The 26922-nt window shown below is 36.0% G+C and carries 33 protein-coding genes and 4 pseudogenes; 31 read left to right on the top strand and 6 right to left on the bottom strand.

Translation table 11 applies throughout. The features are described 5' to 3' along the window. Positions 1–332 precede the first annotated feature (332 nt). Positions 333–494, bottom strand: a complete 162-nt coding sequence (locus IEX29_RS26575) for a hypothetical protein (protein ID WP_176087272.1) — start codon at positions 492–494, stop codon at positions 333–335. 329 nt (positions 495–823) lie between these two features. Between IEX29_RS26575 and IEX29_RS05075 the strand changes: the two genes are divergently transcribed. The 18 genes and pseudogenes from IEX29_RS05075 to IEX29_RS04995 all read left to right on the top strand — a co-directional run bounded on the left by IEX29_RS05075 (position 824) and on the right by IEX29_RS04995 (position 13009). After that, positions 824–1573 (top strand): alpha/beta fold hydrolase, encoded by a 750-nt coding sequence (locus tag IEX29_RS05075; protein ID WP_077702588.1) that lies wholly within the window; start codon positions 824–826, stop codon positions 1571–1573. A 7-nt stretch (positions 1574–1580) separates the two neighbouring features. Further along, the gene (locus IEX29_RS05070) at positions 1581–2177 is read left to right on the top strand and encodes a TetR/AcrR family transcriptional regulator (RefSeq protein WP_077702589.1); all 597 of its coding nucleotides are present in this window, start codon (positions 1581–1583) and stop codon (positions 2175–2177) included. 318 nt (positions 2178–2495) lie between these two features. Further along, positions 2496–2879 (top strand): P-loop NTPase family protein, encoded by a 384-nt coding sequence (locus IEX29_RS26570; RefSeq protein WP_229720104.1) that lies wholly within the window; start codon positions 2496–2498, stop codon positions 2877–2879. Then, positions 2780–2992, top strand: a pseudogene (gene glxB, locus IEX29_RS05065) (methylglyoxalase); the annotation flags it as partial. The gene IEX29_RS26570 and the pseudogene glxB, both read left to right, overlap by 100 nt. Positions 2993–3071: 79 nt before the next feature. Beyond that, positions 3072–3956, top strand: a complete 885-nt coding sequence (locus IEX29_RS05060) for an ABC transporter ATP-binding protein (protein ID WP_077702590.1) — start codon at positions 3072–3074, stop codon at positions 3954–3956. A 1-nt stretch (position 3957) separates the two neighbouring features. Beyond that, positions 3958–5169 (top strand): ABC transporter permease, encoded by a 1212-nt coding sequence (locus IEX29_RS05055; RefSeq protein ID WP_188733400.1) that lies wholly within the window; start codon positions 3958–3960, stop codon positions 5167–5169. Positions 5170–5173: 4 nt separating this feature from the next. Continuing rightward, positions 5174–5437, top strand: a pseudogene (locus IEX29_RS05050) (transposase); the annotation flags it as partial. A gap of 430 nt (positions 5438–5867) precedes the next feature. Next, entirely contained in the window at positions 5868–6371 is a 504-nt protein-coding gene (locus IEX29_RS05045) for a GNAT family N-acetyltransferase (protein ID WP_188733399.1), read from the top strand. A gap of 129 nt (positions 6372–6500) precedes the next feature. Continuing rightward, a complete protein-coding gene (locus IEX29_RS05040) occupies positions 6501–7724 on the top strand; it encodes an MFS transporter (RefSeq protein ID WP_225220926.1) in 1224 nt (407 codons plus the stop codon). Between the two features lie 243 nt (positions 7725–7967). Then, positions 7968–8435 (top strand): P-loop nucleotide/nucleoside kinase family protein, encoded by a 468-nt coding sequence (locus IEX29_RS05035; RefSeq protein WP_077706831.1) that lies wholly within the window; start codon positions 7968–7970, stop codon positions 8433–8435. 183 nt (positions 8436–8618) lie between these two features. Then, positions 8619–9161, top strand: a complete 543-nt coding sequence (locus tag IEX29_RS05030; protein WP_077604227.1) for a helix-turn-helix domain-containing protein — start codon at positions 8619–8621, stop codon at positions 9159–9161. A 12-nt stretch (positions 9162–9173) separates the two neighbouring features. Further along, on the top strand, positions 9174–9446 hold the full coding sequence (locus tag IEX29_RS05025; RefSeq protein WP_139344885.1) for a PLD nuclease N-terminal domain-containing protein: 273 nt from the start codon (positions 9174–9176) through the stop codon (positions 9444–9446). Continuing rightward, positions 9397–10302: an ABC transporter ATP-binding protein gene (locus IEX29_RS05020; RefSeq protein ID WP_077604226.1), complete on the top strand. Its 906-nt coding sequence runs from the start codon at positions 9397–9399 to the stop codon at positions 10300–10302. The genes IEX29_RS05025 and IEX29_RS05020 overlap by 50 nt, the downstream gene beginning before the upstream one ends. Next, a complete protein-coding gene (locus tag IEX29_RS05015) occupies positions 10299–11084 on the top strand; it encodes an ABC transporter permease (RefSeq protein ID WP_188733398.1) in 786 nt (261 codons plus the stop codon). Before IEX29_RS05020 ends, IEX29_RS05015 begins: the two co-directional genes overlap by 4 nt. Before the next feature lie 69 nt (positions 11085–11153). Continuing rightward, entirely contained in the window at positions 11154–11546 is a 393-nt protein-coding gene (locus tag IEX29_RS05010) for a PH domain-containing protein (protein WP_077702595.1), read from the top strand. Further along, complete coding sequence (locus IEX29_RS05005) at positions 11543–12028, top strand: anthrone oxygenase family protein (RefSeq protein ID WP_077702596.1); 486 nt, start codon at positions 11543–11545, stop codon at positions 12026–12028. Before IEX29_RS05010 ends, IEX29_RS05005 begins: the two co-directional genes overlap by 4 nt. A 138-nt stretch (positions 12029–12166) precedes the next feature. Continuing rightward, the gene (locus IEX29_RS05000; protein WP_077604222.1) at positions 12167–12793 is read left to right on the top strand and encodes a LysE family translocator; all 627 of its coding nucleotides are present in this window, start codon (positions 12167–12169) and stop codon (positions 12791–12793) included. A gap of 24 nt (positions 12794–12817) precedes the next feature. Continuing rightward, positions 12818–13009 carry a hypothetical protein gene (locus tag IEX29_RS04995; RefSeq protein WP_139344884.1) on the top strand — a complete coding sequence of 64 codons (192 nt, stop codon included), beginning with the start codon at positions 12818–12820 and terminating at the stop codon, positions 13007–13009. A 407-nt stretch (positions 13010–13416) separates the two neighbouring features. Here the strand turns inward: IEX29_RS04995 and IEX29_RS04990 are convergent, their stop codons facing one another. Then, the gene (locus tag IEX29_RS04990; RefSeq protein ID WP_188733397.1) at positions 13417–15225 is read right to left on the bottom strand and encodes a hybrid sensor histidine kinase/response regulator transcription factor; all 1809 of its coding nucleotides are present in this window, start codon (positions 15223–15225) and stop codon (positions 13417–13419) included. A 189-nt stretch (positions 15226–15414) separates the two neighbouring features. Here IEX29_RS04990 and IEX29_RS04985 point away from each other — a divergent pair, with 189 nt between their 5' ends. From IEX29_RS04985 to IEX29_RS04965, 5 genes are all read left to right on the top strand, one after another. Then, positions 15415–15990, top strand: a complete 576-nt coding sequence (locus IEX29_RS04985) for a sensor domain-containing protein (protein ID WP_077604219.1) — start codon at positions 15415–15417, stop codon at positions 15988–15990. 387 nt (positions 15991–16377) lie between these two features. Continuing rightward, positions 16378–16815, top strand: a complete 438-nt coding sequence (locus tag IEX29_RS04980) for an RNA polymerase sigma factor (protein WP_077604218.1) — start codon at positions 16378–16380, stop codon at positions 16813–16815. Beyond that, the gene (locus tag IEX29_RS04975; protein ID WP_077604217.1) at positions 16799–17053 is read left to right on the top strand and encodes a helix-turn-helix domain-containing protein; all 255 of its coding nucleotides are present in this window, start codon (positions 16799–16801) and stop codon (positions 17051–17053) included. The genes IEX29_RS04980 and IEX29_RS04975 overlap by 17 nt, the downstream gene beginning before the upstream one ends. Before the next feature lie 409 nt (positions 17054–17462). Beyond that, on the top strand, positions 17463–17669 hold the full coding sequence (locus tag IEX29_RS04970) for a DUF3173 domain-containing protein (RefSeq protein WP_077604216.1): 207 nt from the start codon (positions 17463–17465) through the stop codon (positions 17667–17669). Further along, positions 17662–18870, top strand: a complete 1209-nt coding sequence (locus tag IEX29_RS04965; protein WP_077604215.1) for a tyrosine-type recombinase/integrase — start codon at positions 17662–17664, stop codon at positions 18868–18870. Before IEX29_RS04970 ends, IEX29_RS04965 begins: the two co-directional genes overlap by 8 nt. 588 nt (positions 18871–19458) lie before the next feature. Here IEX29_RS04965 and IEX29_RS04960 read toward each other — a convergent pair. After that, positions 19459–19812, bottom strand: coding sequence for a DUF3139 domain-containing protein (locus IEX29_RS04960; RefSeq protein WP_188733396.1), 354 nt, complete (start codon positions 19810–19812; stop codon positions 19459–19461). 53 nt (positions 19813–19865) lie between these two features. On the opposite strand from IEX29_RS04960, the gene IEX29_RS04955 reads away from it, so the two are divergent. Next, complete coding sequence (locus tag IEX29_RS04955; RefSeq protein WP_188733395.1) at positions 19866–20600, top strand: YiiX/YebB-like N1pC/P60 family cysteine hydrolase; 735 nt, start codon at positions 19866–19868, stop codon at positions 20598–20600. A gap of 86 nt (positions 20601–20686) precedes the next feature. Here IEX29_RS04955 and IEX29_RS27200 read toward each other — a convergent pair whose 3' ends face one another. The 3 genes and pseudogenes from IEX29_RS27200 to IEX29_RS04940 all read right to left on the bottom strand — a co-directional run bounded on the left by IEX29_RS27200 (position 20687) and on the right by IEX29_RS04940 (position 21631). Further along, positions 20687–20998: an ImmA/IrrE family metallo-endopeptidase gene (locus tag IEX29_RS27200; RefSeq protein ID WP_373290650.1), complete on the bottom strand. Its 312-nt coding sequence runs from the start codon at positions 20996–20998 to the stop codon at positions 20687–20689. 128 nt (positions 20999–21126) lie between these two features. Beyond that, a pseudogene (locus IEX29_RS04945) lies at positions 21127–21366 on the bottom strand (transposase); the annotation flags it as partial. After that, positions 21329–21631 carry a hypothetical protein gene (locus tag IEX29_RS04940; protein ID WP_188733470.1) on the bottom strand — a complete coding sequence of 101 codons (303 nt, stop codon included), beginning with the start codon at positions 21629–21631 and terminating at the stop codon, positions 21329–21331. The pseudogene IEX29_RS04945 and the gene IEX29_RS04940, both read right to left, overlap by 38 nt. Between IEX29_RS04940 and IEX29_RS04935 the strand changes: the two are divergent. The 7 genes and pseudogenes from IEX29_RS04935 to IEX29_RS04915 form a co-directional block, all read left to right on the top strand. After that, positions 21618–22285 (top strand): annotated as a pseudogene (locus IEX29_RS04935) (IS256 family transposase); the annotation flags it as partial. The gene IEX29_RS04940 and the pseudogene IEX29_RS04935 overlap by 14 nt on opposite strands. 423 nt (positions 22286–22708) lie before the next feature. Beyond that, the gene (locus IEX29_RS26565; RefSeq protein ID WP_229720103.1) at positions 22709–22852 is read left to right on the top strand and encodes a hypothetical protein; all 144 of its coding nucleotides are present in this window, start codon (positions 22709–22711) and stop codon (positions 22850–22852) included. A gap of 111 nt (positions 22853–22963) precedes the next feature. Continuing rightward, positions 22964–23542 (top strand): DeoR family transcriptional regulator, encoded by a 579-nt coding sequence (locus IEX29_RS04930; protein ID WP_229720102.1) that lies wholly within the window; start codon positions 22964–22966, stop codon positions 23540–23542. Positions 23543–23713: 171 nt separating this feature from the next. Further along, the gene (locus tag IEX29_RS04925) at positions 23714–25051 is read left to right on the top strand and encodes a PepSY-associated TM helix domain-containing protein (protein WP_373290645.1); all 1338 of its coding nucleotides are present in this window, start codon (positions 23714–23716) and stop codon (positions 25049–25051) included. Between the two features lie 209 nt (positions 25052–25260). After that, complete coding sequence (locus IEX29_RS26560) at positions 25261–25608, top strand: PepSY domain-containing protein (protein ID WP_229720101.1); 348 nt, start codon at positions 25261–25263, stop codon at positions 25606–25608. 286 nt (positions 25609–25894) lie between these two features. Then, positions 25895–26128 (top strand): PepSY domain-containing protein, encoded by a 234-nt coding sequence (locus IEX29_RS26555; RefSeq protein ID WP_229720100.1) that lies wholly within the window; start codon positions 25895–25897, stop codon positions 26126–26128. Between the two features lie 174 nt (positions 26129–26302). After that, complete coding sequence (locus IEX29_RS04915; protein ID WP_188733391.1) at positions 26303–26581, top strand: hypothetical protein; 279 nt, start codon at positions 26303–26305, stop codon at positions 26579–26581. Positions 26582–26922 lie beyond the last annotated feature (341 nt).

The following is a 26922-nucleotide window of genomic DNA, read 5'->3' as shown; positions in this document are numbered from 1 at the left end:
AGTTGGTAAGCCCAAAAAATATACTTTACAGGTTTTCTATCTCCATATTTTATGGTCAACCATTTATGGTCGGTCATACCAACTATTTTTGGATTCATGTGATTAAACACTACTAGTTCCTTTTATCAATCTTTTCATCCAAAAAAAAGACCACGATTTCCGTCTGTTCCCTGGAAGAAAAACCCCCGGAATAATGGCACACGTGGTAAATCCGATTGTTCACCAGAAAGTATAATTGAACACATTGACCCATGATGCGACATCGAGCATCGGTCCATGAATTAATTGACTCTGTAAGTTGGCGGCACGCACTGCAGTTCCAAATGCTCCACCTACTTGTTGAGCAATCGCGTGATACTGATGCCATGAGAAACCTGTTTTTCCGGCATATCTTTATAAGTGGCATCTACAACAGGGATAAGCACTGCTCCAAATTCTACTCCTAACCTATGGCTCGCATGAGAAAATAGACGTTTAAATCTGTTTCTTTCCATAAGGTGGATTCGGGACACCAGTACCTGATTTTTTCAATTGAAGTTGATGATCTTGAAAACGCACTAGCTCGCATAAAAGAAACAGGATTTCCAATTGATTATGGATCAGCTCAGGAACCATAGGGTGTTCGGCGATTATGTAAGGGATTCAATCTGAAAGCTCGTCAATATTCTTATCCATTTGTAAATTAATGAAGGGTAATTTGAAATCTTCTAATTCCTAAGTATAGATAGCCAATTATCTTGAAAGTAAATGGTTATTTTTTATTGACTAAGTGTTCATTCAAAGATAAAATGTTGATAAACTTGAATTTTATGGGGGGATTTTAATGGATTTGTACTATGAGATTAATGGTACTGGACATCCAGTTGTTATGATCCATGGCGGAGGTACTGATTTGCGGGAATGGAATTACTTGGCACCTCTACTGGCTAAGTATTATCAAGTAATTTCTGTTGATGGTCGAGGTGTTGGTCAATCACCAACTCCGAAAGACCAAGTTAACTATGTGGAAGATATGCGTTTTTTTATAGATGAGCTTGAGCTTGATAAGCCAACCATCATCGGTCATTCCATTGGTGGGCAAATTGCAACTGAATTCGCTTTAACTTATCCGGAAAAAGTCACAAACCTTGTTTTAATTGCTCCTGCTTTATCAGGATTTCAAGGTTACACAGAATATGAGCAAATAATGCAAAAGGTGATGGGGGCTGCCCCGGATGTGGAGAAGATGGTAGATTTGATGCTACATTCTCCAATGTATCAAGTCGTTATCCATAGTCCGCAAAGAAATCTTGCCACGCAAATGCTTCAAGATCAGTTTCAACGAGTGTTGGGTGGACCTGCTTTTGAAATGATATGGCCCAATCCTCCTGCCATCGACCGATTAGAAGAGTTAACAGCCAAAACATTATTTATTATTGGCGAAAAGGATTTACCTGAAAATTTTCTTGCTCTTGAACACTTTAGAAAAATTCCAAATATCAATTTTATTGAAATACCAAATGCTGATCATATCTTGACCCTGACACATTCTGAAGCGTTAAATCAGGCAATCACTGCTTTTATGGAGGAATGAAGTTAAAATGCCACGTACACCAGAAGAGAATAATCGTATTCGCCAAGCATCCAAAGAAAAAATTAGAGCTGCGGCTATGGAGTTATTTATGAAGCAGGGATATTACGCTACTTCTATAAGCGATATAGCTAAACAAGGGGGGATTTCGAAAGGTTTGCTCTATAACTATTACAAAGGAAAAGAAGAGCTGCTTGCTGAAATGGTAGAGACAAGAATCAGAGAAGTGGTTGAAGTCATGGAAGAAGCAACCACTTTAGAGACTGCTAGTGAACAGCTTGAATATATAGTCAATGGCGCCATTGATAACATTTATCAAAATCCGGAAGTTCATCGGTTCTATCTTCATTTGCAAACTCAGCCAGAAGCTGATGAAGAGTTGATAAAATACAGTTATCTCATTATTGAAGAAAATGCAAGGCAATTTGAGTTTCAATGTGAAATATTTGAAAGAATGGGAATAAATGAGCCGAGGAAACGGTCGCTATATTTTTCGTCCGTGCTTCAAGGCAGCATGCTGATGATATCTACCTATCCGCATAAGTTTCCCATTGAAGAGATAAAAGCACAAATTATTCATGAATTTTGCAGATCATCTAATGTATAAAATAGATAAGGAACCTTAACAGTTCGATTAATGGTCCAATTGATGCTCCTGAGTCAAATGAAATGTGTACACACCATTTCGGTGAATATCAGTCTGTTTCAATGTGAAAACTGTGGAGGAGAAATGAATCCAACGTACTATAAAGGAATTCATCGGCAGGAAACTTTCAGATGTAAATGGAGGAACAATCATGATAAAAGTCAATAAGGTTCATTACAGTTATGATTCAACCAAAATATTAAATGGCTTGAATTTGTTGGAGAGTGATCCAATCATCCTTGGACTTTGGGGCGAAAGGGCACGGGGAAAACACCCTTAATGAAGCTGTTAGCTGGCCATTTAAACCCTGATCAAGATGAAATAACTCTATTTGGATTTAATCCATATAATCGTAATCAAACATCTGGTCATTTATGTTATATGCAAGAGGAACATCCATTCAGTGTGATTTGGAAGGTAAAAGATGTGTTGCGCTTTGGTGATTATTACAATCTAAATTTCGATATGAATTTTGCAAAAGAACTGTTAACTGATTTTAATTTACATGAAAACAAACATGTAACCAAACTCTCCAAAGGTATGAAATCCGCATTGCAATTTATTATTCAGCTGCGAAAGAGTATCAAAAGAAGATATATGCCGAAGGCATTCCAGCAACGATGTTTGGGGTTAAAGATGTTCAAAAAGAGCACGAACGATTAGTGAAACTTGGAGTGAAGTTTACCATGGAACCGACAAAAATGGGGGAAGTCACAATAGCTGTCTTCGACGATACATGCGGCAATCTTATTCAGATCGCTCAGCAGAACTCATGACGAAAATGTGATGCATGAGAAGTTGTGAAAGCAACTTTTTATTATCAGAAAAAATATTAATAGAATAGAGGTGCAATGTATGGGGTTAGAAATTTATCAATTAAGTAAGTCATTTGGGGAAACGAAAGCTGTTAAAAATCTTAGCTTCTCTTTGAAAAAGGGGGAGGTACTCGGACTTCTTGGAAGAAACGGAGCGGGCAAGACAACTGCAATTAAAATGTTGCTATGCTTATTATCACCGGATCGAGGGGAAATGACGTGGGAAGGAAAAAGGCTTGATCAGGCAAATGTCTCAATCGGCTATCTTCCTGAAGAAAGGGGACTTTATCCGAAAACGAAGATTGTCACACAACTTCGTTATTTTGGTGAGCTTGAAGGTATGAGCCGCAAACAAGTTGATGAGGCAATTGATCATTGGCTTGAAAAACTTGAAATAACCGAATATAAAACAAAAAAAGCAAATGAATTATCAAAAGGAAACCAGCAAAAAATTCAATTAATCGCAACATTGTTACACGATCCGGAATTGATTATTTTAGACGAACCATTCAGTGGCTTAGACCCAGTAAATGCCAATCTGTTATCCTTGATCATTGAAGAGCAGATAAAATCAGGAAAAACCGTCATTCTGTCGAGTCATCGAATGGAGCAAATTGAAAGCTTTTGCGAGCATATTTGTTTAATGAAAAAAGGAGAAGCGATCGCTAAAGGGAGATTGGATCAAATTAAACAAGATTACGGCTTCCGTAATTTAACGATTTCGAACAGTGAAGCTGTTGAAGCTGCACTTCATGATTGGAAAATACCTTTTGAAAAAGGACAAACGGACATCGTCGTGAAAGTGACGGATGATAAAGAAGCGATTCAACTTCTCAACCGATTCGAGGAATGCTCGATCCCCATTCGCAATTTCAGGATGTTAGAGCCGACATTAAATGAAATCTTTATTGAAAAGGTGGGATAATATGGGGAAATTTATGACCGTTTTTAAGTTTCATTTGAAAGACGGATTGACTTCGAAGTCATTCATCTTCGGTAATCTAATTACAATTGTAATTATACTTGGGATTTTCGGCTTTAGTCATTTTTCGTCGAACGGGTCAAAGGATGAAGTCGCATTCATTAATCCAACGCCCTACAAAACAAATATCGATCAGCTAAATAAAGGCCTGAATTCGGTAAAACTGTTTTTACAAGAAGAAGGCGATCTGGCGCAATTAAAGAAACAAGTTAGAGACGGGGAGCTCGATGGCATTATCGAAATGAAAGAAAAGAACGGTTTACCCGCATTGACGTACACGTATAAATCTTTTGCTGATCAAGAGCTAGTGGCCATCCTAACTCAAAAAATCCAACAAGTAGGGATCCATAAAACAATTGCGGATTCGAACGTTAACCGGGAGGTTGCGGCTAAACTGGTAACACCCGTTCCCGTAGAAAACAAAGCATTAAAAGATACGACTGGAACAGTGGGGATCGTTTATATTTTCGTTATCCTAATGTATTTGTTAATCCTCGGTCAAGGTCAAATGATTGCAAATACCATTACTGCCGAAAAGGCATCGCGTGTTATGGAAATCATGATACCGAAAGTAAAGCCGATCTATATGATGTATGGAAAAATCCTTGTACAGTTAGTCACGGGACTAGTGCAAATTGTTATCATGCTTCTAGGCTTTCTTGCAAGTTACTCCTTAGGTTGGATTGATGGGAAACAATTTTCATTTTTCGGCTTTGATATTGATCTAAGCAATTTAACCGGAATCGTGGTTGCTTCCTTTATCATTTATTTTATTCTCGGCTATCTATTATATGCGATTGGATATGCAGCAGTCGGTGCTGTCGTAAGCCGAACGGAAGACTTAGGTTCAGTTTCTTTCCCGATTATTATGTGCATCATGGTGGCTTTTTTTATCGGAATAAGCTCCATCTTTAACCCTGCATCAACACTTGTTGTTGTTAGCTCCTATATCCCAATTACATCACCGATTGTGACATTTTCAAGAATCGTATCCGGCGAAGCGGGCTATGCGGAGATGGGCATTACCATCGTCATTCTTCTAGCTAGCATTGCAATCATTAATCACTTGGCAAGTAGAATTTACGTGAACGGCGTCATGAATTACAGCGGAAAAGTGAAATTTAAAGATGTTATTCAAATGGCACAAAAACGTTAAAATAAGCCATTTTACTAGTCTAAAATATATTAATCTGTTAAATGAAAAGAATATTCAAATCAGCATGGATGGAAAGGGTCGTGCACTGGATAATATCATTATCGAACGTTTTTGGCGAAACATAAAGTACGAGGAGGTGTACTTAAAAGAATACGAGACTCCAAGGGAAACAAGGAAAAATATAAGGGACTATATAGATTTTTACAATCACGAACGTCCCCATCAGTCATTAAACTATAAAACACCAGCATCTATTTATTTCGGGTAGGTGGATCGCCGGTTGTCCACCACCATTGACCTTGCTTTTGTCCGTGTTCATTGAGCTCACGCAGGATACCCAAAAAATAGCCTGAAGGGGCTGATCCTGCTTTAAATTGTAACACGAACAAATCGATTCTAAGCATTCGCTGGCTGGGCCCCGCCCCCTTACATCGCCTGCTAAGAATCGGGCGCGGTGGTTAATGGCAAGCAGCTGTCGCTGTGGCTGGCTCTAACATCGAAAAAGTGGTTCCCATTTTCAGTGAGGCAAGTACTCGCTTTAACCGTGAAAGGGCAAAGACACAATCTATTAACCTACCTTATTTTTAAAAAAGGTATTGTCTTGACATTGGGGTCCACTTTAGTATTTGAAATACATCTATGCCAGTTTAAGAAGTAATATGATTATTAAGTGGAGAAAAAGAAATGAGGAGAAGCTAATGACTATTCGAATTTTAAATGAGTCTGATGCTCAGTTATATCAAGAATTACGTTTAAGTGCATTAAAAATCAACCCTGAAGCATTTGGCTCAACTTATGAGAGAGAGGCTAAATTCACTCTTGAAACTGTAGCAGAACGATTAAAACCAAACGATAATAAATTTGTCTTGGGTGCTTTTGAGGATAGAAACTTATTAGTGGGAAATGTGACTTTTATGCGTGAAAGTAGTCTTAAAATTGCTCACAAAGGGAATGTTTTCGGAATGTTTGTGAAGCCAGAAATGCGAGGACAAGGGTTAGGGAAATTGCTCCTGCTTGAACTGATAAAAAAGGCAAAAGATTGCATCGGTTTGGAACAAATTAATTTAACAGTGATATCCAATAATGAGCCTGCAAAGAATCTATATAGATCCTTTGGATTCCAAATTTACGGGGTAGAAAAGAATGCTTTAAAAGATAACGGGAAGTATTTTGACGAAGATTTAATGGTTTTAAAAATCTAATTTTAATCTAACGTAGGGTGTTATTTTACAAGAATAATGGGAGGCCATATAATGAAGGTTTTCTTTGAATTTTACGCTTTATTAACATTAAAGTTTAATAAAATCTAAAAAAAAGAGGTGAATGATGATTTGATATCTAAACCGAGGAAAATAAAAACTCTTTTTCTTTTAATGGTTTGTGTATTTATCGCAACGGTTGCATTTGGGTTAATTATCCCGATATTGCCCGACTTTATGGATAAATTTAATACAAACGGACAAATGATGGGATTACTAGTAGCCACATACGGTATTATTCAGCTTTTTTTATCTCCAATTGCTGGACGTTTTGCTGATCGCTATGGTCGAAAAAGAATTATAGAGATTGGTTTAATTTGTCTCACTTTATCTCAATTAGTCTTTGCTTTTTCAGTTCATTTTTGGTTGCTATTTTTAGGGAGGTTTTTAACAGGTATCGCAGTATCACTTTTAATTCCCAGTGCTATGGCATGTATTATTGATATAACGACAGAAGAAGAACGTGCTAAGGGGTTAAGTTTCCTTAATGCCTCTATATCATTTGGTTTTGTCATAGGACCTGGAATTGGAGGTTTTCTAACAACGTATGGTTTATATGTACCTTTTTATTTTGCGTCTGCTATATCCTTTGTTTCCTTTTTACTGTCATTTTTTTTACTACCTGAAACCTTAGGGAAAAAGACACAGTTGACGGCAGAAGACAGCGTTTCCCCCCAACCAATGGTACAGCAATTATTACGTTCCATTCGAGCACCTTATGTTGTTCCATTGCTTTTGGTATTTCTCTATAGTGTAGCCTTATATATTTTTGAAGCCATTTTTGGGCTGTTTGTTGACAAACAATTTGGCTATACGGCAAAGGATATTGCGCTGGTAATCACAATTTCTGCATTTGTAAGTGTTATAATTCAACTGTCATTAACGAATAAATTTGTTTCCCTTTTTGGTGAATCGAGGGTTATGAATGGAACAATGATAGCGGGTGGCATTAGTTTTTTATTTCTCTTGTTCATCACACGCTTTTGGAGTATCTTATTGCTGACTTGTTTCCTTTATACCGCTACTTCCATCCTGCGTCCAGTTATCAATACAGTGTTATCCAAATTGGCAGTAAATGAGCAAGGATTTATTGCGGGTATGAATAATGCATATGTAAGCCTAGGGAGTGTGGTTGGTCCTATATTAGGGGGGATTTTATTTGATATTAACACTTATTTCCCTTATATAGTAGGAGTATTAGCCTTTTTGTCTGGTACAGTGCTTTTAACATGGAAGCATAATCCCTTATATCAACATGATCTAAAGCGTGAGAACAAACTATTTAATAATAACTAATGGGAGGATTTCAGTAATGTTCATGATAAAGAAGATAAAAAAGAAACAACCTTTTATAGATTAAAAGATGACGGACTTGTGAAAGCATATAGTCATCCGAATATTGATTTTGATCCTTTAGAGGAACAAGAACCTGATTATATAGAAGAAAAGGTGAAATTATTAGGAGTGATAGTATTGTCGAATTTTGAAGAAAATATAAAGGACATATTAAGACAAATAACTTCAAATCCATTAATTATTATGATGTGTGGTGTAGCGGGTTCAGGGAAGACGACATTCGCACAACGCTTGGAAACAGAAGGGTTTGTACGTCTTTCGATTGATGAAGAGATTTGGAAGGTTAATGGACGTTATGGAATAGACTATCCTGCTGAGAAATATGGCGATTATCAAGTTGAAGCTGAAAGAAGGCTTCAAAATCAATTGATACGTCTGATTCAGGATAAACGAAAGGTTGTGATTGATTTCAGTTTTTGGCAAAAAGCCAAACGAGATGGATACAAACAGCTAATTGAAAAAGCTGGTGGTGAGTGGAGACTTATTTATTTGAAAGTTAGTCCTGAAATTATTCGCAAACGGTTGGATATACGGAGTAAAAGATTTGATGCAAATGCAGCTTTTCCTATCACGGAAGATGCTTTAACTTCTTACTTAAACGGATTTGAAGTGCCTTCTTGCGAAGGGGAAGTAGTTATAGAGTCAATATGAAAAGTAATCTTAATAGGACAAATGAGTGTATCTTAAACACAGAAAATACAATAACCTTCAACAATCAAAAGATTGTTGAAGAAGAATAGTGGGCGTAGTGGTCAAACCTTTAGAGCTATAGTTGACAATCTTGTTTTTTTACATTATCGTTTTATAAAATGATAATGATATGGAGGTAATCCAATGAAAGGAAATGCTGATTTACTTCTTCATCCCGTGCGGATGCGAATTGTACAGCAATTGTTGCTAAACAAACCACTGACGATCGCTCAACTTGTGGAGATACTTGGAGATGTTCCTCAAGCTACGCTATATCGGCATATCAATCTTTTACTTGAGGCAAATTTAATTGAAGTGATTGAAACAAAAAAGGTGAAAGGAACAGAGGAGCGTAAATTCTCAGTCAAAATGGATAACTTGCAAATTCCTGAAGGCGAAATTGAAACGATCTCACAGGAAGATCATATCCGTCATTTTTCCGTATTTCACGGTAATTTACTTCAATTAGCAACGTCTTATTTGGCGAATACGTCCCCTGAACAGTATGAACAAGAAGGGTTTAGCTATGCGTATGTACCTTTGCATTTGTCAGATGAGGAATTCCAGGAGCTTACTCAGTCCATTCAACAGGAGATTGAGAAGGTGTTCAACAACAAATTAACACCTGAACGAACCACGCGAATTTTTGGGAGTATGTTTATTCCACAAAAACCACCAAAAGAGTAAGGGGGGCAACAGATGCATTATGGGTATCACATTGAAATTGATGAAATTGGAGCTTGGTTACCATTACTTTTGCCTATCTTAATCCTACATCTGATCTTATTTTCTGTGGCATTAGTGGATTTATTAAAAAGAGATCAAAGTACGGATTATAAATGGCTTTGGGGTGCTGTGATTATACTGGTTAACATCATTGGTCCCATTTTATATTTTGTCTTGGGAAGGAGGCAACGCTCAGATGCACCTACTTCAAGTAAGTCAACTCCAAAAAAAGTACGGAAATCATGAAGTTGTTCAAAATGTTGATTTTCATATTAATCAAGGAGAATGTGTGGCTCTTCTCGGTCCGAACGGAGCAGGTAAAACAACGATCATTAAAATGATACTAGATATAAACAAACTTACAGGCGGAAAAATCTTGCTTAACGGAAAACGCCATGACCAAATGCGTAAATTTATTGGGTATTTACCACAACACCCTACTTTTTATCCATGGATGACGGGAAGAGAATTGCTTATATTTATGGGCGGACTTTCAAATATAGAAAGGGATATTTTGGAAGAAAGGATCAACGAATTGCTGAAGTTGGTAGGACTGAGTGAGGTAGAAAATCAGCTTATTGGTACCTATTCGGGAGGGATGAAGCAAAGGTTAGGTATTGCACAGGCACTTATCCATCAACCAAAATTACTGATTATGGACGAACCAGTTTCTGCATTGGATCCATTAGGACGCAGGGATATATTGGAATTGCTTAAAGTGATCAAACAGAAATCGACGATTCTTTTTTCAACACATATTTTGCATGATGCCGAAGAACTTTGTGATAAGATGCTGATCATCAACAAAGGACAATTACTTGTTAACGGATCCATTCATCAAATTATTGAACAGACTCAAAAACCAATCTTTATCATTCAGGCACCTCGATTAAGCGAGTGGACACACCAACTTATGAATGAAGACCTTATTGAATCTATTGAGTTAACAGGAAATGCTGCCAAAGTACGAGTTAAAAATATCGAACAGGGAAGAGATTGGCTGTTAAGCCATATTTTAAAAGCACAGCTCCCAATTCAAAAGTTTGAATTAGTGCAAGAAAGCCTAGAAGAGATCTTCTTAAGGATGGTGAAGTCATCATGAATCGTTTCACAGTTCTGTTGCAGAAAGAGTGGCTTGATGCAAAAAGAAGCTATAAATTATTATGGTTGCCTGTCGTTTTTATGTTTTTGGGCATTCTCCAACCTTTATCGTCTTTTTATTTACCAGACATTTTAAAAATGGCTGGTGGACTGCCTGATGGAATGACGATCACATTACCTGAGTTAACGGCTAGTGAAGTATTAGCTAGTGCCTTAACCGATCAATTTGACCAATTGGGCTTAATCGTGATTGTCATGGCAACGATGGGCATCATTGCATCAGATAAAAATAATGGCATGTTAGCGTTTATTCTGACGCGCAACACGACACTTGTTGAATATTTGCTAAGTAAGTTAGTAGGGCATGCTGTCATGATTGCAGGTTCCATATTCCTCGGATTTCTGACAGCAGTATTTTATACTTTTTATCTATATCAAGCTGTTTCCGTGGCCAGGATAGCAGCTGGGCTGGGGGTTTATTACATTTGGTGTCTGTTTATGTTGACCTTCGTAATCGCAATCGGCGCTTTATTGTCTAGAACACCGGCCATTGCATTGTTGTCTATTTTTGTTCTAATCTTTTTGAAAACTATTACATTGTTGGAGGGAGGATTTCAAATCCTAAATCCAGCACATTTATCAAATCAAGCTGTTAGCATCATAACGTCAGGGAATGTGTTACCGCACTTTTTCATCACCATGACGGTATCTGTATTACTCATTGTTTTCTGCTTAATATTTGCAACATCGTATTTATCCCGAAAGGAATTGCCTTCTATGTGATTTCCTTCATCGGGTCACTGGTTAAATAAACCATAGATGATTGGCTGTATAAATTGGAGGGGATACAAGATGGGTTTTCAAGTTGTGGCAGGTGATCGTGAGTTACGACTGAATATTTCGGGATGGACAGCGGCTTTAACTTTGAGGAAGGAGATCAAAATACCTTACACCTCCATTGAAGAAATTCGGGTGGGGAAATTTCATTTTCCATGGACTGCGGCTATTAAGAGAACTGGTATCACAACATCTGGCTATAAAGCTGGAATATTCATGATTGAAGATGAGAAATACTTTTTAGCCTATCATAACCAAAATGAAGTCGTCATGCTTCAATTGAAGGGTTGTGAGTTTGATCATGTTGTATTTGAAAGTGAAAACCCTAGACAATTGGTTCACGAAATGATGAGGAATTACCCTTCAATCAATCTAAGAGAAAACGCACAAAGGGAAGATGAAATATGATCGAAAACCTCTTTCCTATTCTAATTTTTACTGCATTATTGGGATCTGGGCTGATTGCAGGATTATTCTTTGCATTTTCGGCATTTGTCATGAAGGCTCTCTACCGGCTCCCTCCAGAGCAGGGAATTTCGGCTATGCAGTCCATAAATAATGTTGTGCTAAATCGACTATTCTTTACAGTGTTTATGGGGACATCTCTTGTTTGTATCCTGCTTGTGATTATTTCATTATTCAATTGGCAAGAACCGAATGCCATTTATATATTAGCTGGTAGTTTGTTTTATCTTCTGGGAAGCTTGCTGGTTACGGCGGTATGTAATGTCCCACTAAATGATGCATTAGCCAATATAAGAGCTACAGATGCAGAAAGTTTGGAGCTATGGAAAGATTACTATTTAAAATGGACAGCATGGAACCATGTTCGGACCATTTCAAGTTTAGCCTCATCAGCACTATTCGTCTTCGTTCTTTGGCGAATTTAGACCAAAATGGAATGGGGGATGAGGTTTCATATGAGTTATCGTCAATTCTGATGATTGTTTCCTGCTAACTCTATACAGGGAAAATAATAGCGATATAACTAAAGTGACGAGTATTCTAGTAAAAGGAGCGATATTTATATGATAGAGTTTTCAACATTAGGAACATTTTTTGTGGTGGTTTTAGGTTTATTTTTGGTACCCGGTCCTGCGGTACTTTTAACTTTGTCCAGCACCATACGAGGAGGTAGAAAAACAGGGATTCTAACAGGGCTAGGTATTGCAACAGGTGATTTTATACATACAATGTTTGCTGTTTTGGGGCTGTCTGCTATTTTGATGACTTCAGCTGCTGCATTTAACCTTGTCAAATATGCTGGGGCAGTTTATTTGATTTATATGGGGCTTAAAGCTATTGCAGAAAAGCCCAATAAACAAGACCTTCCTTCCGTCTCAAAGTCATCAAACCTTCAATCATACAGACAAGCCGTTTTGGCAGAGGTATTGAATCCAAAAACGGCTATTTTCTTTTTAGCTTTTCTGCCTCAATTTGTCCATCCTGAAAAGGGCACTGCGATAGTTCAATTCTTATTGCTAGGTTTGATATTTGTGATTATGAGTTGTCTTTACACTACCTTGATTGCTATCAGTGTTCGACTCATTGGCCGTTTGATGAAGAGAACTGCCAAACTTGGACAATGGAGTGGAAAATTTGCAGGTTTGATTTATATATGGCTTGGTGTAAAAGTAGCTTTTCAACAGCGATAAAAAATCCGTATGTGATCATGCAAATTGCCTCTGGTCGCCATTATTGGCGGAGGAAAAGCGGGAATCAATACGCCTGAGGCTTCTGAAGAAAGAGGGCAGGCCAGCACAAATAGCTTATCGATTGAATGGCCGGTTGTTCTGGCTAGTGCTTTCTTTGTCCATTCTCCATTACTTGTCCGATCGTTTAGGAGTTTCCCAACGGATCGGACCCTGTGAATTGATGATCTACTTTTGTTGTATTTACGTGCTAATACGTCGACTACTTTTTCGGGGAATTTTACCACCGTATCGACCACGAACATAACAAACTCCCATATTCCTCCCGATCTAACCAAAATCCTGAAAGAGATCAATGAGATATAAAGTGAAACTTCATTCAGTGGGGGTTTTTTTCATCCCCCACTGAATAGTAAGGATCAAAGGCTAAATTCGCAACATCCTGTCGGCAGGCTCAAAGCACGACATCCTGTCGTTTCGCCCGCACTAGTACGTCCTGTACGTCGCAACGCCTTTGTGACCTTCGTCCAGCAGGCCTGAACCAATCGGGTATTTACTGGCAGTTGTCCCCCACTTACAATTCTCGTTTTCACCTCGAATTCTTGAAGTGGGGGGCTTACTGTCAGTTAATTCGGGATCAATCCGTTCTCTATACACTTTTCTACAGCTTGGTCACGATTGTTTACACCAAGTTTGGCGTACATTTCGGAAGCATAATTCCTAACTGTACCTTCAGATAGAAAAAGTCTAGCGGCAATGGTCTTGTAACGCATACCTTTGGCTAAATAGTGAATAATTTCAATTTCTCGAGATGTCAGTCCATAATCATTTTTGTCATGTTTACCAGCTGAAATATTTTGCTCCTTCAATTTTTCAAACACCTGATTAGCAATTTCATGGTAGATAATGGTATCTCCACGGTGAATGAAACGAAGGGTATCAATGAGCTCTTTTGCTTGAATAGACTTAAGTAAATAGCCATTTGCTCCTTTTTGCAGAGCCTCTACCGCTTGATCGATATTCTCAAAAGATGAAAGAATCACAATCTTGATCATGGGATTCTTCTCCTTTATCGCTTCCATGGCTTCTATTCCATTCATATTTGGCATATTTACATCCATAAGCACGATATCGGGCTGGTTTAGGCTACTTAATGATAAGGCATCTTCTCCAGATTCAGCAATACCGACAATTTGCAGTTGATTGTGACTCTCCAAAGTTGTCTTCAACCCATCCAAAATGCCAGGTTGATCATCTACTAAGATTACCTTGAGCGTCTCGGTATTAGCTTCGCTGTTTCTTGGAATAGTACAGATAATCACCGTTTCTTCCATATTGTCTGTATGTATGGATAAATTTCCTTGCAAAGCCTGCAATCTTTCTTTCATCGCACGTAAGCCAAAGCCGAGTTCAATTTTTTTCGCTTGTTCCAATACACCATTGTCTTCAACTTGCAAGCGTAGCTCCAAGCTGTCGAAGTATAAAGATACTTTAATTTCACTTGCTTGCCCATGTCTAACAGCGTTCGTTAATGTTTCCTGAATGCAACGAATAATCGTTAATTTAACTTCCTTTGATAAGTTGTATTCATCTCCAAAATATCGAAATTTAACAGACGTATCCGTACTTTCCATAAATTTGTCAATTAACTGTTTTACATATTGAACAAGTGATAAATTCATTGCGGATGGTTCCAACTGATGTACAAGCTTTCGCATGTCTTGTAAACCGTCACGTGCCGTGTTCAGTAAAACGTTCAGTTTATGTCCAACCTTTTCATCCGCCAACGAAGAATGGATTGTCTCCATACCCATGATCATCGTGGTAAACGTATGACCGACCGTATCATGCAACTCCCGCGATAAACGATTACGCTCCTCCTGCAGAGTAAGTTGTTCCACCTCGTATACATATTGTTCAAGCACATTGTTTTGCTTATGGATGATCAAGCTTTGCTTATGGTTGGTCACAAGTAATTGAAAAGCATAACCAAGTCCAAATGCTACACCATAATTCGATATTAAACGAAGAAAAGTGTCGGTCAAAGATTGATCGGTTACCATTCCGATGATAAAAGGAATGACCACAATAGTTAAAGGTCCGGACCAAATATAGACTCTTAGGATACTGTAAAACCCTATCACAAAAGCAATCGGGATAAACTGCCATAATGCATCATGAAGAAGGAATGTCAAAAAAATGCAATAGCTTCCAGAAATGATGATCTCCGTAAGTATGAAGTATTTTCTAAAAAATTGCTGAATTAAAAATGGAATTGAAAAGACAATGAAGGGCAATCCAAACAGAATCCAAAACGGAAATGATAAAATATTATGAAATTCCCACAAGCCGATTAGGACAGAGAGTAACCAAATGGAGCGAACAGCAAATACCATCCAGTCATACCAGTACCACTTTTTGATGATGTCATACATAAGAGAACCCCGCTTATTTAATGATGTGACTATCACTATTTTACTACAAGTCATTATGAATATCAGTCATGAAAACAAATGACAAAATGTCACTATGCCTTATGACGTGAAGTATGGATAATGAAATAAGTATTGGACAGTGAGGAATCTAATGCTACTTCATTATTAAAAGAAAAGGTGGTTTTCTGTATGAAAATGCTTATCTTTAATTTTAAAAACTTTCTGTATTTGTTCCTTTGGTTTTTCATTGGCTTCTTATATTTCGCTTTTTATTTAATAAGCGTAACATTTTCCGTTGGAGTAAGTTTTACAGTTGTTGGTATTCCGATTTTAGCAGGAGTTTTTCGGACGATTCCTTTTTTTCTGGATTTGGATCGAAAAATAGCAGAAAAATATGCGCATATAAATATCCCTAGCTTAAAATGGGATCCACAAGATAAATTGACAAAGGAAATTTCAGACAAAAGAAATTGGTTTACTGTGGGGATCATGATTTTTCCAAGATTTATTCTAGGTTTCTTCACTTTTATTGCTGCTTTTGTCTGTTATTTACTGCCAATCGCTATGATTTTATCTCCTTATTTGTATAGATTATTTGATATGACCGTGATGATGATTGCGATTAATACATTACCACGTGCTATAGTAGCTTGCATAGCAGGAATCATTTTATTGTTATTGTTACCCCGTTTGGCGGAAAGAATTGTAAAGTGGGCAGGGAGTTATACAGAGAATATATTGGAAACGATTCGAAGCTGGCGATAAGCGTTTGATGATCGTATGTAATATAGGAGGACAAGGCTTTACTATATGTAGTGAATTTATCAAATGGAGATTAAAAAAATCTAAACCTCCGTTTCTCCCTTTAAAAAAGGATTTCATAAGGGGACATTAATTTTGCTTTTTTTAAGCTACGATATATCAAAAACATCTTGGATAATTATGAAACCATTATAGCATTAATGTCACAACAAACAGCATCTAGTACAAATATCAATTTTTATGCCCAACTGGTTGATTATCAGTTGGGCCTTATATTTTTTAAAAAAATAAGATCACTGATATTTTTGGCATTTTATAAAAAATCTTGTTGAAGGTTATGAAAGGGGAAATCATCACCCACCTTTGCGGTTGCGAAGGGAGAGGATATGCATGATAGAACCAGATCGTACCGAATGGCAAGTTCGCTGTGCATTTAATGCTTTTTGTAAACGTGTGTTGAAGAATGAAGCAATCAATATTTTTAATGAAAGAAAACAACGACAAGCAAAGGAGATGACATTTTCTGATCTCACCCCACAAGAAGAAAATCAACTCTATACCTTAGATAAGCAATATGAAGGAGAAGAAGGACAAAGTTTTCAAGTGGCTGGAAAGAAAATCACTCCGAAATTACTTGCTGAAGCCATGCGTACCTTGCCAAAGGAAAAGCGTATCACTGTCCTACTATACTATTTTTTTCAACTGTCTGATGTGGAAATTGGTCAACTACTCGACATTCCACGTAGTACAGTTCAGTATAGGCGGACAAGCTCTTTTGAACGGTTAAAGCGATTTTTGGAGGAACATGCAGATGAATGGGATGATTAATTCTAATATTGAAAACAACGAGCGTGGTTTATTGCCGTACCCAATTATTTTAGCTGCAAATAAGGGTGAGCCAGAAGCAATGAAAGTAGTTGTTTTGCATTATGGAAGCTACATGACAAGCTTATCTATGCGTAAGCTCCGTGATGAACAAGGAAATACTTATTGGGGCATCGATGAAGATACACGCGAACACTTACGAGCGAAGCTTATGCAATCTGTTTTAGCTTTCAAGATTTGATGAAATAATGGTTAGGTTTTCCCTTTCATTAATCATAATTTGATCTTTGACAAAGAAAGCATGGAAGATAACGCCATGCAGTATAAATAAAAAATCAGATACGTTTTACTGATGATGAGCCACTTGATTCATACGCCACGACTTTCGTTAGAAACGAGCGATAATCTATGAATCTAATGCAATCGTGGTGGATTGCTGGCGATAACTCATTAGTTAGGATAATGATACTCCCCTACCGTCATGGTTCGAGCGTTCAAAGCGTCGCAAACTATGAGTAGGGCTGGAAGAAATACTTGCAGGGGTGAAATTCCCGTGGAGCTGCACCAACAGCCGTCTGATTTTTTAATAGTATTAAATTATCGTTGTTTCTAGTATGTATTCTTCTGTTAGTGAAAGGGAGGTATATATAATGAAGGAACTGATTACAAAAGATGATTTAATTCAACTTGGGTATCCTAAATATACTTCGATACGAATTATTAGACAAGCCAAACAAATCATGGTACAAAAAGGGTATCCATTTTATAATAATAAACGCTTAGGGCGTGTACCAAAAATGACAGTCGAATCGATTCTAGGTTGTGAACTAGAATTGGAGGAAGACAGTCATGGCTAAAACCAAATATGTAGGGGTTTATATTGATAACAATGGTCAATATTTTTATGAAACGGAGTTAGGAACGGATCGCATTACTGGAAAACGACTCCGAAAAAAAGGACGTACGAACCAACAAGGAAGAAAGTTTACTTCTGCTTTGCAAGCTTATAAAGAATTGGTACGGGTGAAAAATGAATACCATCAAGCAAATGGTTATGGAAATTATCACATGACATATGGTCAATTCATGGACACTGTGTACATTCCAGCTTATGAAACCGAGGTGGAAGAAAGTACTTTTTACGTTCGCAAACGAACTTTAGAAAGTATGAGAGATCGTTTTACAAACATTGAGCTTCGTTCTTTAGCAGTAGAAGATGTCCAACGTTATCGAACCTGGTTACTTTCTGATAAAGGAGCTGGATATTCCCAAGCATATGCAAGTTTGGTATTTGGTATGTTTCGTAAAAGTCTGGATATGGCAGTTGATATGCAATATCTAGAAGTGAACGTGTCTAAAAAGGTGAAGGCTATCCCTAAAGGAAAAGCGGTTGTCCCATATTGGACAAAGAAAGAATTTGAAAAAGTTATCTCGGTTATTTGTCTGGATGACTTTTATGAACATTTATGTTTTGTGATGTTGTGGACGTATTTCATGACGGGGATACGGGTTAGTGAAGGAACGGCCTTGTGGTGGGATGATATAGATTTTAAAAACAAACGGCTTCGCGTTCATCACTCACTGTATTTAATAAATAAAAGCAATTGGAAACGAAAAGATTATACAAAAACAGAGGATGGTAAACGGATCATCTCTTTGGATGAGGATACGATACAAGTGTTGCAAGAATGGAAACAACGACAATCAAAAATAGGGATTGACGATTTTATTTTTAGTTATGATGGAGCGCCAATGATTAAATCGACGCTTGCTAGAATTATTCAACGTTATGCAAAACTTGCAGATGTTCATCGTATTCAAGCTAAAGGACTCCGACATTCGCATGCGTCTTATCTCATTAATGAATTTAATGTTTCTGTTTTGATTTTATCAAAGCGTATGGGACATTCGAGTCCAGAAATTACGTTAAAGCATTATTCACATATGTGGTCAGGTGTAGATGAACTAATTGCGGAAGAGATGACAGGTAACATTAATATACGAACAGCGGAAAAATCAAGTATATCATTTAATGGGAATCAAGCAGTAAAAAAATAAGTTCCGCCAGAATCCCCGCCAATACAATTTAAAGGTGTGATAAACGTTGATATAGCAATGTTTCGGCGTCACCTGCACACTTGGAGTGGGAATAAGAATACAAATTAACTTGAAGAGGGAACACCGATTTATAAGGATTCTTCCTAACTTAATATGGATAAAATGATTTAAAAAAAGATAGTTCCCTGCCAAAACCCTACCAAAAAAAATAAATTGGTGGGGTTTTTTGTTTTTTCGTTGAATTTTGTTAGAGAACTTTTTAGTGATTATAAATAACTTTTATTTCTTGATTAAGTGGTATAAATTGCTAATAGCATTAGTAAAGCCAATCATTTATTTCTGATTGACTTTTGTTATTTTATACACTTTGTGGAGTTACAACTACTTACCAATAGGAGACCTTGCGATACCCATGGACTTTATTTCACTACCATAAAATATTAGGCTCTACAACCTATTAAACCTTATTACATTAACTAATATTCATATTTTAAAATAATAAAAATAAAATAAAAGTAATACGAAATAAAGCGAACAAATCCGATTGTCGATAGTTAAACATTCGAGTTTTGTTCGCTTTAATTTTAATTAATCATCAATATATTTTGCTTTAGATTTATCCGTTATTTCTACATTTTCACTATCAAAAGCCGCCACGTTTACTTTATTTGTAGATGGTTCTACGTAGAATTCATAAAAATTTTCTGGTTCATCTTTGAAAATGATTTCTGCGTTATAGTTTCCTTGTTTTGAATCAAATACAATTTCTTTTTCTTTAATGAGGTCTTCATAATTGTTTTCAGTGATGTATGAATCTATTATTTCTGTACTTTCTTTTTTCTTATTATAGAAAAACATAAAAACTGTTCCTCCTATAAGTAGAACTAAAACAATAATTATTATGAGAATATTCCTAGCTTTTTTACTTTTAATTATTGACATATAATGGTAGACTCCTTATAATTGGTATTAAACTCTAGTTGGAGGTGTTTAAAGTGTTTAAGAAGTTTATGTTTTTGATAACTATTGTTTTGGTTGGTTCATTGTTTATTTATTCTAACACATCATTTGCAAAAGAAGCAAACGATGAAGGTACGGATTTAAGTTTAGAAGATTACAATCAATTGGTAGAAGAAGGGTTAATACCGGATGATATTACTTATGAAGAATGGGCTGAAGCGAATGACGAAGCTTTATTTGATGAATTAGAAGCACCGGATGTACTTCTTGATACTGGTGATTCTGATCTTTCTGGTATAGATACCTTTGCTGCTAAAAAGACTTTTACTTTAAAAAAAGGGGACATTTTAGTTAGTAATGGAACGTCTTCTAAAGGTTTAACTGGACATGCTGGAATAGCAATAAGTAACAGTCAGATTTTACATATTGCTGGTTCTGGTAAAAAACCACAGGTAGTAAGCGTGAACACATGGCAAAAAAATTATGGGATTATTAAAGGGCAACGTGATGGAAAAACTAATACAAAAGTGTATCGAGTGAATAATAGTAGTGCTGGTAAGGCTGGTACTTGGGCTTCAAATAATTATAAAGGGAAAAATTATAAATATGGGTTTACTGGAAGTAAAACTTCAAAAAATCCAACTTATTGTTCTAAAATTGTATGGCAAGCTTATAACGCTCAAGGTAAAGGTAAAAGCTTTACAGGAATAATTGGACCATACCAATTACCAAATAAAATCACTGGGGCAAAGGCTCTTGGTATAATGTAATTGATAATTATATCTTAAAATGAGAGAGTAGTAGAATTTAATCTATTACTCTCTTTTTTTATGCTTATTAAAATTAAATAAATTATTTAAATACTATTAGTTAATTTGCAATAAATTTTTGACCATTCCAACTGATTTTCAAAATGAATTACTCTTTTTTTTGCAATCTTATCTGTTACATAAAATTTGTTTTTAATAATATTAATAGCTTCATTAGTAGTGTTTATTTTATATTCAAGTAACATAAATGTTGGAACGCAAAAATGTAAGGCAAAATTATTGGCTTTCCATTCTTGATATTGAATGTAAAGATTATTTAAGTTTATAATTTGATTTCCATATTGTAATAAAACATGACAAAGTTCATGAGCGAAATCTAACCATTGTTCTGGATCTATGTCAATAAATTGGACACTAGAAATGGTGAATTTTTTTCAAATTTCTACCGCGCTGCGCTTGTTAGCCTGTGTGTTAAAGAAAGAGGAGAGTTCACCACTTTCTTTAACACACAGGCTAACGACGCCTTCTATGAAACCATCTTTCGCAGACACATTTTTTCATACGCGATGGGTGACATATATCCAATCGATGAATGAATTCGCTTATAATTATAAAACGTCATGATGTAAGAGAAGATGCTGCGCTTTGCTTCTTCTCGGTTTTGATAATCTTCATGAAAGATTAATTCCTTCTTGATCACACTGTGAAACGACTCAATACATGCATTGTCATAACAGTTCCCTTTCCGGCTCATGCTGGTAGTGATATGATAGATTATCTGATGTTATAAAGATAATAGTAATTTTTATTTTCTGTTTTATCGGAACATTCGCATTTTTCAATTGTTTGTGTTTGCTTTTATCATATTTCTCACCATGTTCTAAATCAACATTCACTGGTATAACTCGAATATTTAATAAAACAAGTAAGAAGACTATTAATGGGGTTATATAACTAAAGAATGCCCACGGCAAATATTCTAATGTGCTTACTCCAAATAATCCAACTACATAAATTGCAGTAATATCCATTCTAGGCTATACCATCGAAGGAGAGAAAGAAATACTTGGGTTATGGTTAACTGAGACGGAAAGTAAGCATAAGTGGATGCAGATTTTTGGTGAAACCAAAATGAGAGGTGTAGAAGATATTTTTTTCCGTCTATCGATGGAGTGAGCGGCTTAGAAGAAGGTGCACAGGCTATTTTCCCTGAAGTCATTGTGCAACGTTGTATCGTTCATTTAATTCGTAACTCGACCAAATATGTGCCAAGCAAAGATTATAAGGCGTTCACCAAAGCTTAAGAAAAGTATATGGAGCACCAGCTCTTAAAGCTTGTTTGAGTTCCTTTGAATCCTTTAAACAACATTGGGCGGGCTATCAAGGAGCGGTTGATGTATGGACAAGGAATTTTAACCATATGGAGCAGCTTTATGATTATGGAAGCGCCATTCGGAAAATCATGTACACTACGAACGCAGTGGAAAGCATTCATTCCAGCTTGAGAAAAGTAATAAAAAGGAGAATTCCCTATAGAAAACACCCTGTTAAAAGTATTATTTTTACGAATTAGAGAACTGAAATCCAAGTGGGGAGGCGGTCATATCCAAAACTGGGCAATGGATATGAACCAGCTCCTTCTTCATGATGAATTAAAAGATAGCGTGTTAAAGTACCGTGAGTGAATGGGAACTTACACACTTTATTTGACAAACCCTTCATCAGACTTTCCTGTTTATAATCTAGTAATCTAATAAGTCTTGCTAATTCTGGAAATGCATCTTCTTCTGTATAATTCTATTTGAAACCAAGTTATGAGAAACGCTTATTAGTATCTCTTCCATTTTTGCAAAATATAATTTACAACTTAGTAGATCTATTAAGAAATCTTTCTGTGTCTTTTCAGGTTTCAATAATATTATACGCTTAAACTTAAAGTCAACAGCTAAGGGAAGATTCGAAGTGAAAAAAGTACACATACAACTTAAATATTTATTACACGAGCATAACTTATCCATTGCTTAACTGCGGGTATTCGTTAAGCAGCATTAAGTGAATTAGCCAACGACAAAAGGCAACGAATCCAATTTAAGCATTTAGATAAAATTGTGAGTGCACTAGATATTAAATATATGAATGAATTATTCCGAATTGAAGAAGGAATAGACAAAAATATTGAAACAGCACGTATTCTGAATAATTTAGAGTACGTGCTATTAGTAATTTTATTAGAATTTAGTTTTATCCACTAAAGTTTCACAGTTTGATCATAAAAATTTCTTTTTTTCTAATCAATTCAGAAATGCAATATGCTATACTGTTGTTATAAAATGTTATATTTTGATTAAAGGTGTGATAGTTTGTTGAAATCAAAAAGACAAGAGCAAATATATCAAATGATTCAGGAAGAAGGTCATGTGAAAATTCGAGATTTAAGCGAAAAATTTGAAGTATCGGAAATGACCATCCATCGTGATTTAAAGTTACTAATGGAACAGGGTTTGGTTAAAAAAATCTTTGGCGGTGTTCAATTACAGGAGGTTTCTAATAAGATACAACAAAAGCAATGTACATACTGTCATAAACCAATAAGTAATGAGGGCAAACTTACCTATCAACTTATCCTTCCCGCCAATCGAATTGAAAGAACCTGTTGTGCTCATTGTGGTATTTTGAGGCATAAACAATTGGGAGGAGATGTCTTGCAGGCTTTGTGTCATGATTTTATGACAAATACCACAATTAGCGCCACAACTGCCTGGTTTGTGATGGATACCTCACTCCAAATGGGATGTTGTGAGCCTCAAGTGTTGACTTTTGGAAATAAAGATCATGCAGAAAAATTTGTAAAGGGGTTTGAAGGAACCGTACTTCGTTTTGAAGAAGCTGCTGAAAGAGTGACAGAAGCAATGCAGGCCGGCTGTTGTTCCAAAAAAAAGTAAAGAAGATAAGCAAGAGATATGGAATTGTATAAAAATCATGATTAATTTAGTAAATGATATTTTCAGAGGCACTCTAAGACTTTGCTTATTTTGAAGGAGACAAGGATTTATAACCAAACTTTAGAAAGAAGGAGCCAGATGAAATTAAACAATTATAACAGGTTTTGGAGGATGCATTTTTATGCTGCGCTTTTTATTACACCATTGTTAATTACGTTGACACTAAGCGGTATCGGCTATTTATTTTATACAAATGCAGAGAATGCTTTATATGACGATTTGTTTTTTGGTGACAGTGGCAAAGAAGAGACATTCACGTTGGAAGAAGGAATATTCGAAGTAAATAATACCTATGAAGACTATACAGTATCAAAGGTAATTATGTTGGACGAACCTTATAATAAAAGGTTAACCTTAACAGGTAATACTGGAGATGAAAAATATGTTTTTTTGGATGATAATAATCAGATAGTCGGAGATCAAAAGGCGGAATTCACATACTCCAATGTACTTCGGAATCTACATAGTTCTCTATTTATTGGAGGAACATTGGTAAACTATCTAATGGAATTAGCTGCATGCTGGGCTATTTTTTTATTGTTATCTGGTATTTATTTAACCTTTAAGGGAAAAGCACTTCAAGTAAGAAATACCCAGAATAGACGGCAGAATAATAAAAGAAATCATGCTCTTATCGGTTTAATTATAACTATACCAATGGTAATAATTATTTTCACTGGTCTGCCTTGGTCTGCATTTATGGGAAGCCAAATTAATAAACTAGGAGAAAGCTATCCTGATTTAGGAAATACAGAGATGAGATACAATCCCCCTACATCCGATGTAAATGAAATACCATGGGCAACCAGAAGTCAACAAGAACCAATTTCTGAACAACATGAAGATCATAAAGGGCATGCAGGACATCATGAATCAGGAGCAAGAACACCTAATGATATTTCTAATCAATTGTCTGTTGAAGAAATTAGTAATAGAGCTGATGAAGAAGGAATAAGTAGACCATATTCTATCATTTATCCAACAGATGAGCTAGGTGTATTTACCGTTTCTAAAGGAAGCAATTCTGGTATCACTGGTCTGGATGTTTCCCCTTATGAAGAAACAACGAATTATTTCGACCAATACACAGGTGATTTGCTTGGAAAAGTAGATTATCAAAATTATGGGGTTATTGGTAAATGGTTTACCTGGGGAATTCCATTACATGAGGGACACTTATTTGGCTGGCCAAATAAAATTATTAATTTAGCTGTTTGTCTTGGCTTTTTAACACTTATTTTACTGGGATTCATGACATGGCTGAATCGCAAGAAAAAAGGCAGCTTGTCTGCTCCAATCAAAGTATCTAAAAAACTTTCTATTGGTTTTGTCAGTTTAATGGTAATTTTAGGTTTAATCATGCCACTTTTCGGTATTTCGCTTATTTTGGTCCTTATATTAGAATTACTTCTAAATCTCATGGACAAGCGAAAAAAGGAATTTTCCTAATTTAAGGATTCAGAATCTAAATAGAGTAGCTGAATTTTGTTTCTTGTAATTAAAACATTGATACTGCTCAACAATAAACGTCTATAAATTATATTTATTACGTCACTGAAACCCTGAGGATTTGTTTTAGTGACAGAGAATTATCAGGAGGTTGCTAGTATTGAAGAAAGATTAGAAACGTAAATAGATAACCTATTTGGCGCTGGCATATGTACGTAGGGATCATTATAGCACCATTTTTAATGATTCATGCCATTACAGGTTCTGTTTATTTATTCAAGCCGCAGGTTGAAAAATTTTTATATGATAATTACTATACTGTAGCTGATCAGGGAGAAAAACTTATCCATTCGAAAGTGGTAGATACTGTAAAAGAAGAATGCCCTAATTCAGATGTAAACAATTATCGGCCATGTGATGCTGCTGACCGTTCCGCCGAAGTAAAAATTAATGATTGGTGGCCACGAAAAATGCGTATGGCAGGAGTACTTTATCCACGGTTAAAATCACGAAAAAGAACCTTTATACGTGGTCTTCATGTTGTACCAGGATTTTAATTGTCACTGGCAATTATTTTTTTGTTTTCACCGGATTGTTGTGGACAGGAAATTGAGGTACAACCTTTCAAACATGGACTACGAATGCGGGCGTCGGTTATCCACCAAGTATTTGGATGGGCAGCGCCCCTAGTTCAGATGTAAAAATAAAAGATATTGCGGATGTGCTATGGGCCACGGAGACAATAGAAGTGCTACATTGAATCAAAGAGATTATCTACTCTCAAACAGAAGATGGCGTATATAGATTTCTGTCTTCCCTCCAAAAGCAAAAGATGAAGCAATAATGCATATTGATCAGTATAGTGGGGAGATTTTAGCAGATTATCTGTATGATAATTACGAACCGTTAGGTAAATTGATGTCTTGGGGAATCACTGTTCATAAAGGATTGGAATATGGGTTAGCTAATCAGTTTATTGGGCTGTTTGTATGTTTAGGAATCATGGGATTAATCATTGAAGGGTTAATTCTCTGGTGGGAACGTAAATCAGAAGGACATTTCGTGCACCAAAATTAATAAGTATTTTAAAATTACGTGGCATATTGATAATATTAATCGTCTTTGCAATCATTTTTCCGCTATTTGGACTATCGGTTCTGGTAATCTTTTACTTGACTGGTTTGTTATCCGGCAAATCCCGAAACTCAGAAAATGGTTCTATGGTTCCTCTGAAAAAGGAGGAGAGATTTCATGATAAAAAGAATCAGTGTAGGATTGTTTGGCGTTACAATGTCCATAATATTAATAGGTTGTTCTTTTCAAGCAGTAGATGAAGGTGTCACAGAGAAATATTATAAGAAAGAACCTTTAGAAATCAATGTACAAATACCTCAAAATATTGTTAAAGAAGAGAATACAAAGTTGGAAATTGAGCTATCAGAAAGTGGGAAAGCATTAACCGATGTAGATGAAATATCTGCAGAAATATGGGAGAAAGATTCTGAGAAGGTACTGGAGCCATCTGTTTGAAAAAACATTAAATAACAGATATGAGATAGAGACGCTTTTTGAAAAGGATGGGGTATACAATATAAAAATACATGCAAGATACAACAATTCAAACGTTATGCTAACAAAACAATTTATTGTAGAAGATTATAAGGAAGTAGAGGATGTTGACGAGCCAGAAGATTCACATGAGGGACATGAGCATCATCACTAAATAATAAAGTATGTTGCTTTTTTAAATTTTAATAGATAAATGTTAAATAAGCGACATTAATGAATATAAAAGGGCACTGTTATAAGTGTTTTTTTATATTCATAATATATCAGCAGATTCTTTGTATTACTAAGCAATGATTTTAATA

This window comes from Oceanobacillus neutriphilus (assembly GCF_014645515.1).
Taxonomy (GTDB): domain Bacteria; phylum Bacillota; class Bacilli; order Bacillales; family Amphibacillaceae; genus Oceanobacillus; species Oceanobacillus neutriphilus.
Note: the sequence above shows the minus strand (reverse complement) of the source record. Positions and strands in the feature narration are given on the sequence as shown.

Excerpts from the sequence above, each read along its gene's own strand:
- IEX29_RS04925 (WP_373290645.1), top strand. The coding sequence starts at position 23,714 with ATGCATTTTTATGCTGCGCTTTTTATTACACCATTGTTAATTACGTTG.
- IEX29_RS05005 (WP_077702596.1), top strand. The coding sequence starts at position 11,543 with ATGATCGAAAACCTCTTTCCTATTCTAATTTTTACTGCATTATTGGGA.
- IEX29_RS04970 (WP_077604216.1), top strand. The coding sequence starts at position 17,463 with ATGAAGGAACTGATTACAAAAGATGATTTAATTCAACTTGGGTATCCT.
- IEX29_RS05000 (WP_077604222.1), top strand. The coding sequence starts at position 12,167 with ATGATAGAGTTTTCAACATTAGGAACATTTTTTGTGGTGGTTTTAGGT.
- IEX29_RS04915 (WP_188733391.1), top strand. The coding sequence starts at position 26,303 with ATGATAAAAAGAATCAGTGTAGGATTGTTTGGCGTTACAATGTCCATA.
- IEX29_RS04985 (WP_077604219.1), top strand. The coding sequence starts at position 15,415 with ATGAAAATGCTTATCTTTAATTTTAAAAACTTTCTGTATTTGTTCCTT.
- IEX29_RS26560 (WP_229720101.1), top strand. The coding sequence starts at position 25,261 with ATGTACGTAGGGATCATTATAGCACCATTTTTAATGATTCATGCCATT.
- IEX29_RS04965 (WP_077604215.1), top strand. The coding sequence starts at position 17,662 with ATGGCTAAAACCAAATATGTAGGGGTTTATATTGATAACAATGGTCAA.
- IEX29_RS04975 (WP_077604217.1), top strand. The coding sequence starts at position 16,799 with ATGAATGGGATGATTAATTCTAATATTGAAAACAACGAGCGTGGTTTA.
- IEX29_RS04990 (WP_188733397.1), bottom strand. The coding sequence starts at position 15,225 with ATGTATGACATCATCAAAAAGTGGTACTGGTATGACTGGATGGTATTT.
- IEX29_RS05035 (WP_077706831.1), top strand. The coding sequence starts at position 7,968 with ATGATGTGTGGTGTAGCGGGTTCAGGGAAGACGACATTCGCACAACGC.
- IEX29_RS26575 (WP_176087272.1), bottom strand. The coding sequence starts at position 494 with ATGGAAAGAAACAGATTTAAACGTCTATTTTCTCATGCGAGCCATAGG.
- IEX29_RS05030 (WP_077604227.1), top strand. The coding sequence starts at position 8,619 with ATGAAAGGAAATGCTGATTTACTTCTTCATCCCGTGCGGATGCGAATT.
- IEX29_RS05055 (WP_188733400.1), top strand. The coding sequence starts at position 3,958 with ATGGGGAAATTTATGACCGTTTTTAAGTTTCATTTGAAAGACGGATTG.
- IEX29_RS04940 (WP_188733470.1), bottom strand. The coding sequence starts at position 21,631 with ATGGATATTACTGCAATTTATGTAGTTGGATTATTTGGAGTAAGCACA.
- IEX29_RS05020 (WP_077604226.1), top strand. The coding sequence starts at position 9,397 with ATGCACCTACTTCAAGTAAGTCAACTCCAAAAAAAGTACGGAAATCAT.
- IEX29_RS26555 (WP_229720100.1), top strand. The coding sequence starts at position 25,895 with ATGCATATTGATCAGTATAGTGGGGAGATTTTAGCAGATTATCTGTAT.
- IEX29_RS05010 (WP_077702595.1), top strand. The coding sequence starts at position 11,154 with ATGGGTTTTCAAGTTGTGGCAGGTGATCGTGAGTTACGACTGAATATT.
- IEX29_RS05045 (WP_188733399.1), top strand. The coding sequence starts at position 5,868 with ATGACTATTCGAATTTTAAATGAGTCTGATGCTCAGTTATATCAAGAA.
- IEX29_RS04980 (WP_077604218.1), top strand. The coding sequence starts at position 16,378 with ATGATAGAACCAGATCGTACCGAATGGCAAGTTCGCTGTGCATTTAAT.
- IEX29_RS26570 (WP_229720104.1), top strand. The coding sequence starts at position 2,496 with ATGAAGCTGTTAGCTGGCCATTTAAACCCTGATCAAGATGAAATAACT.
- IEX29_RS05060 (WP_077702590.1), top strand. The coding sequence starts at position 3,072 with ATGGGGTTAGAAATTTATCAATTAAGTAAGTCATTTGGGGAAACGAAA.
- IEX29_RS05075 (WP_077702588.1), top strand. The coding sequence starts at position 824 with ATGGATTTGTACTATGAGATTAATGGTACTGGACATCCAGTTGTTATG.
- IEX29_RS04960 (WP_188733396.1), bottom strand. The coding sequence starts at position 19,812 with ATGTCAATAATTAAAAGTAAAAAAGCTAGGAATATTCTCATAATAATT.
- IEX29_RS05025 (WP_139344885.1), top strand. The coding sequence starts at position 9,174 with ATGCATTATGGGTATCACATTGAAATTGATGAAATTGGAGCTTGGTTA.
- IEX29_RS05070 (WP_077702589.1), top strand. The coding sequence starts at position 1,581 with ATGCCACGTACACCAGAAGAGAATAATCGTATTCGCCAAGCATCCAAA.
- IEX29_RS05015 (WP_188733398.1), top strand. The coding sequence starts at position 10,299 with ATGAATCGTTTCACAGTTCTGTTGCAGAAAGAGTGGCTTGATGCAAAA.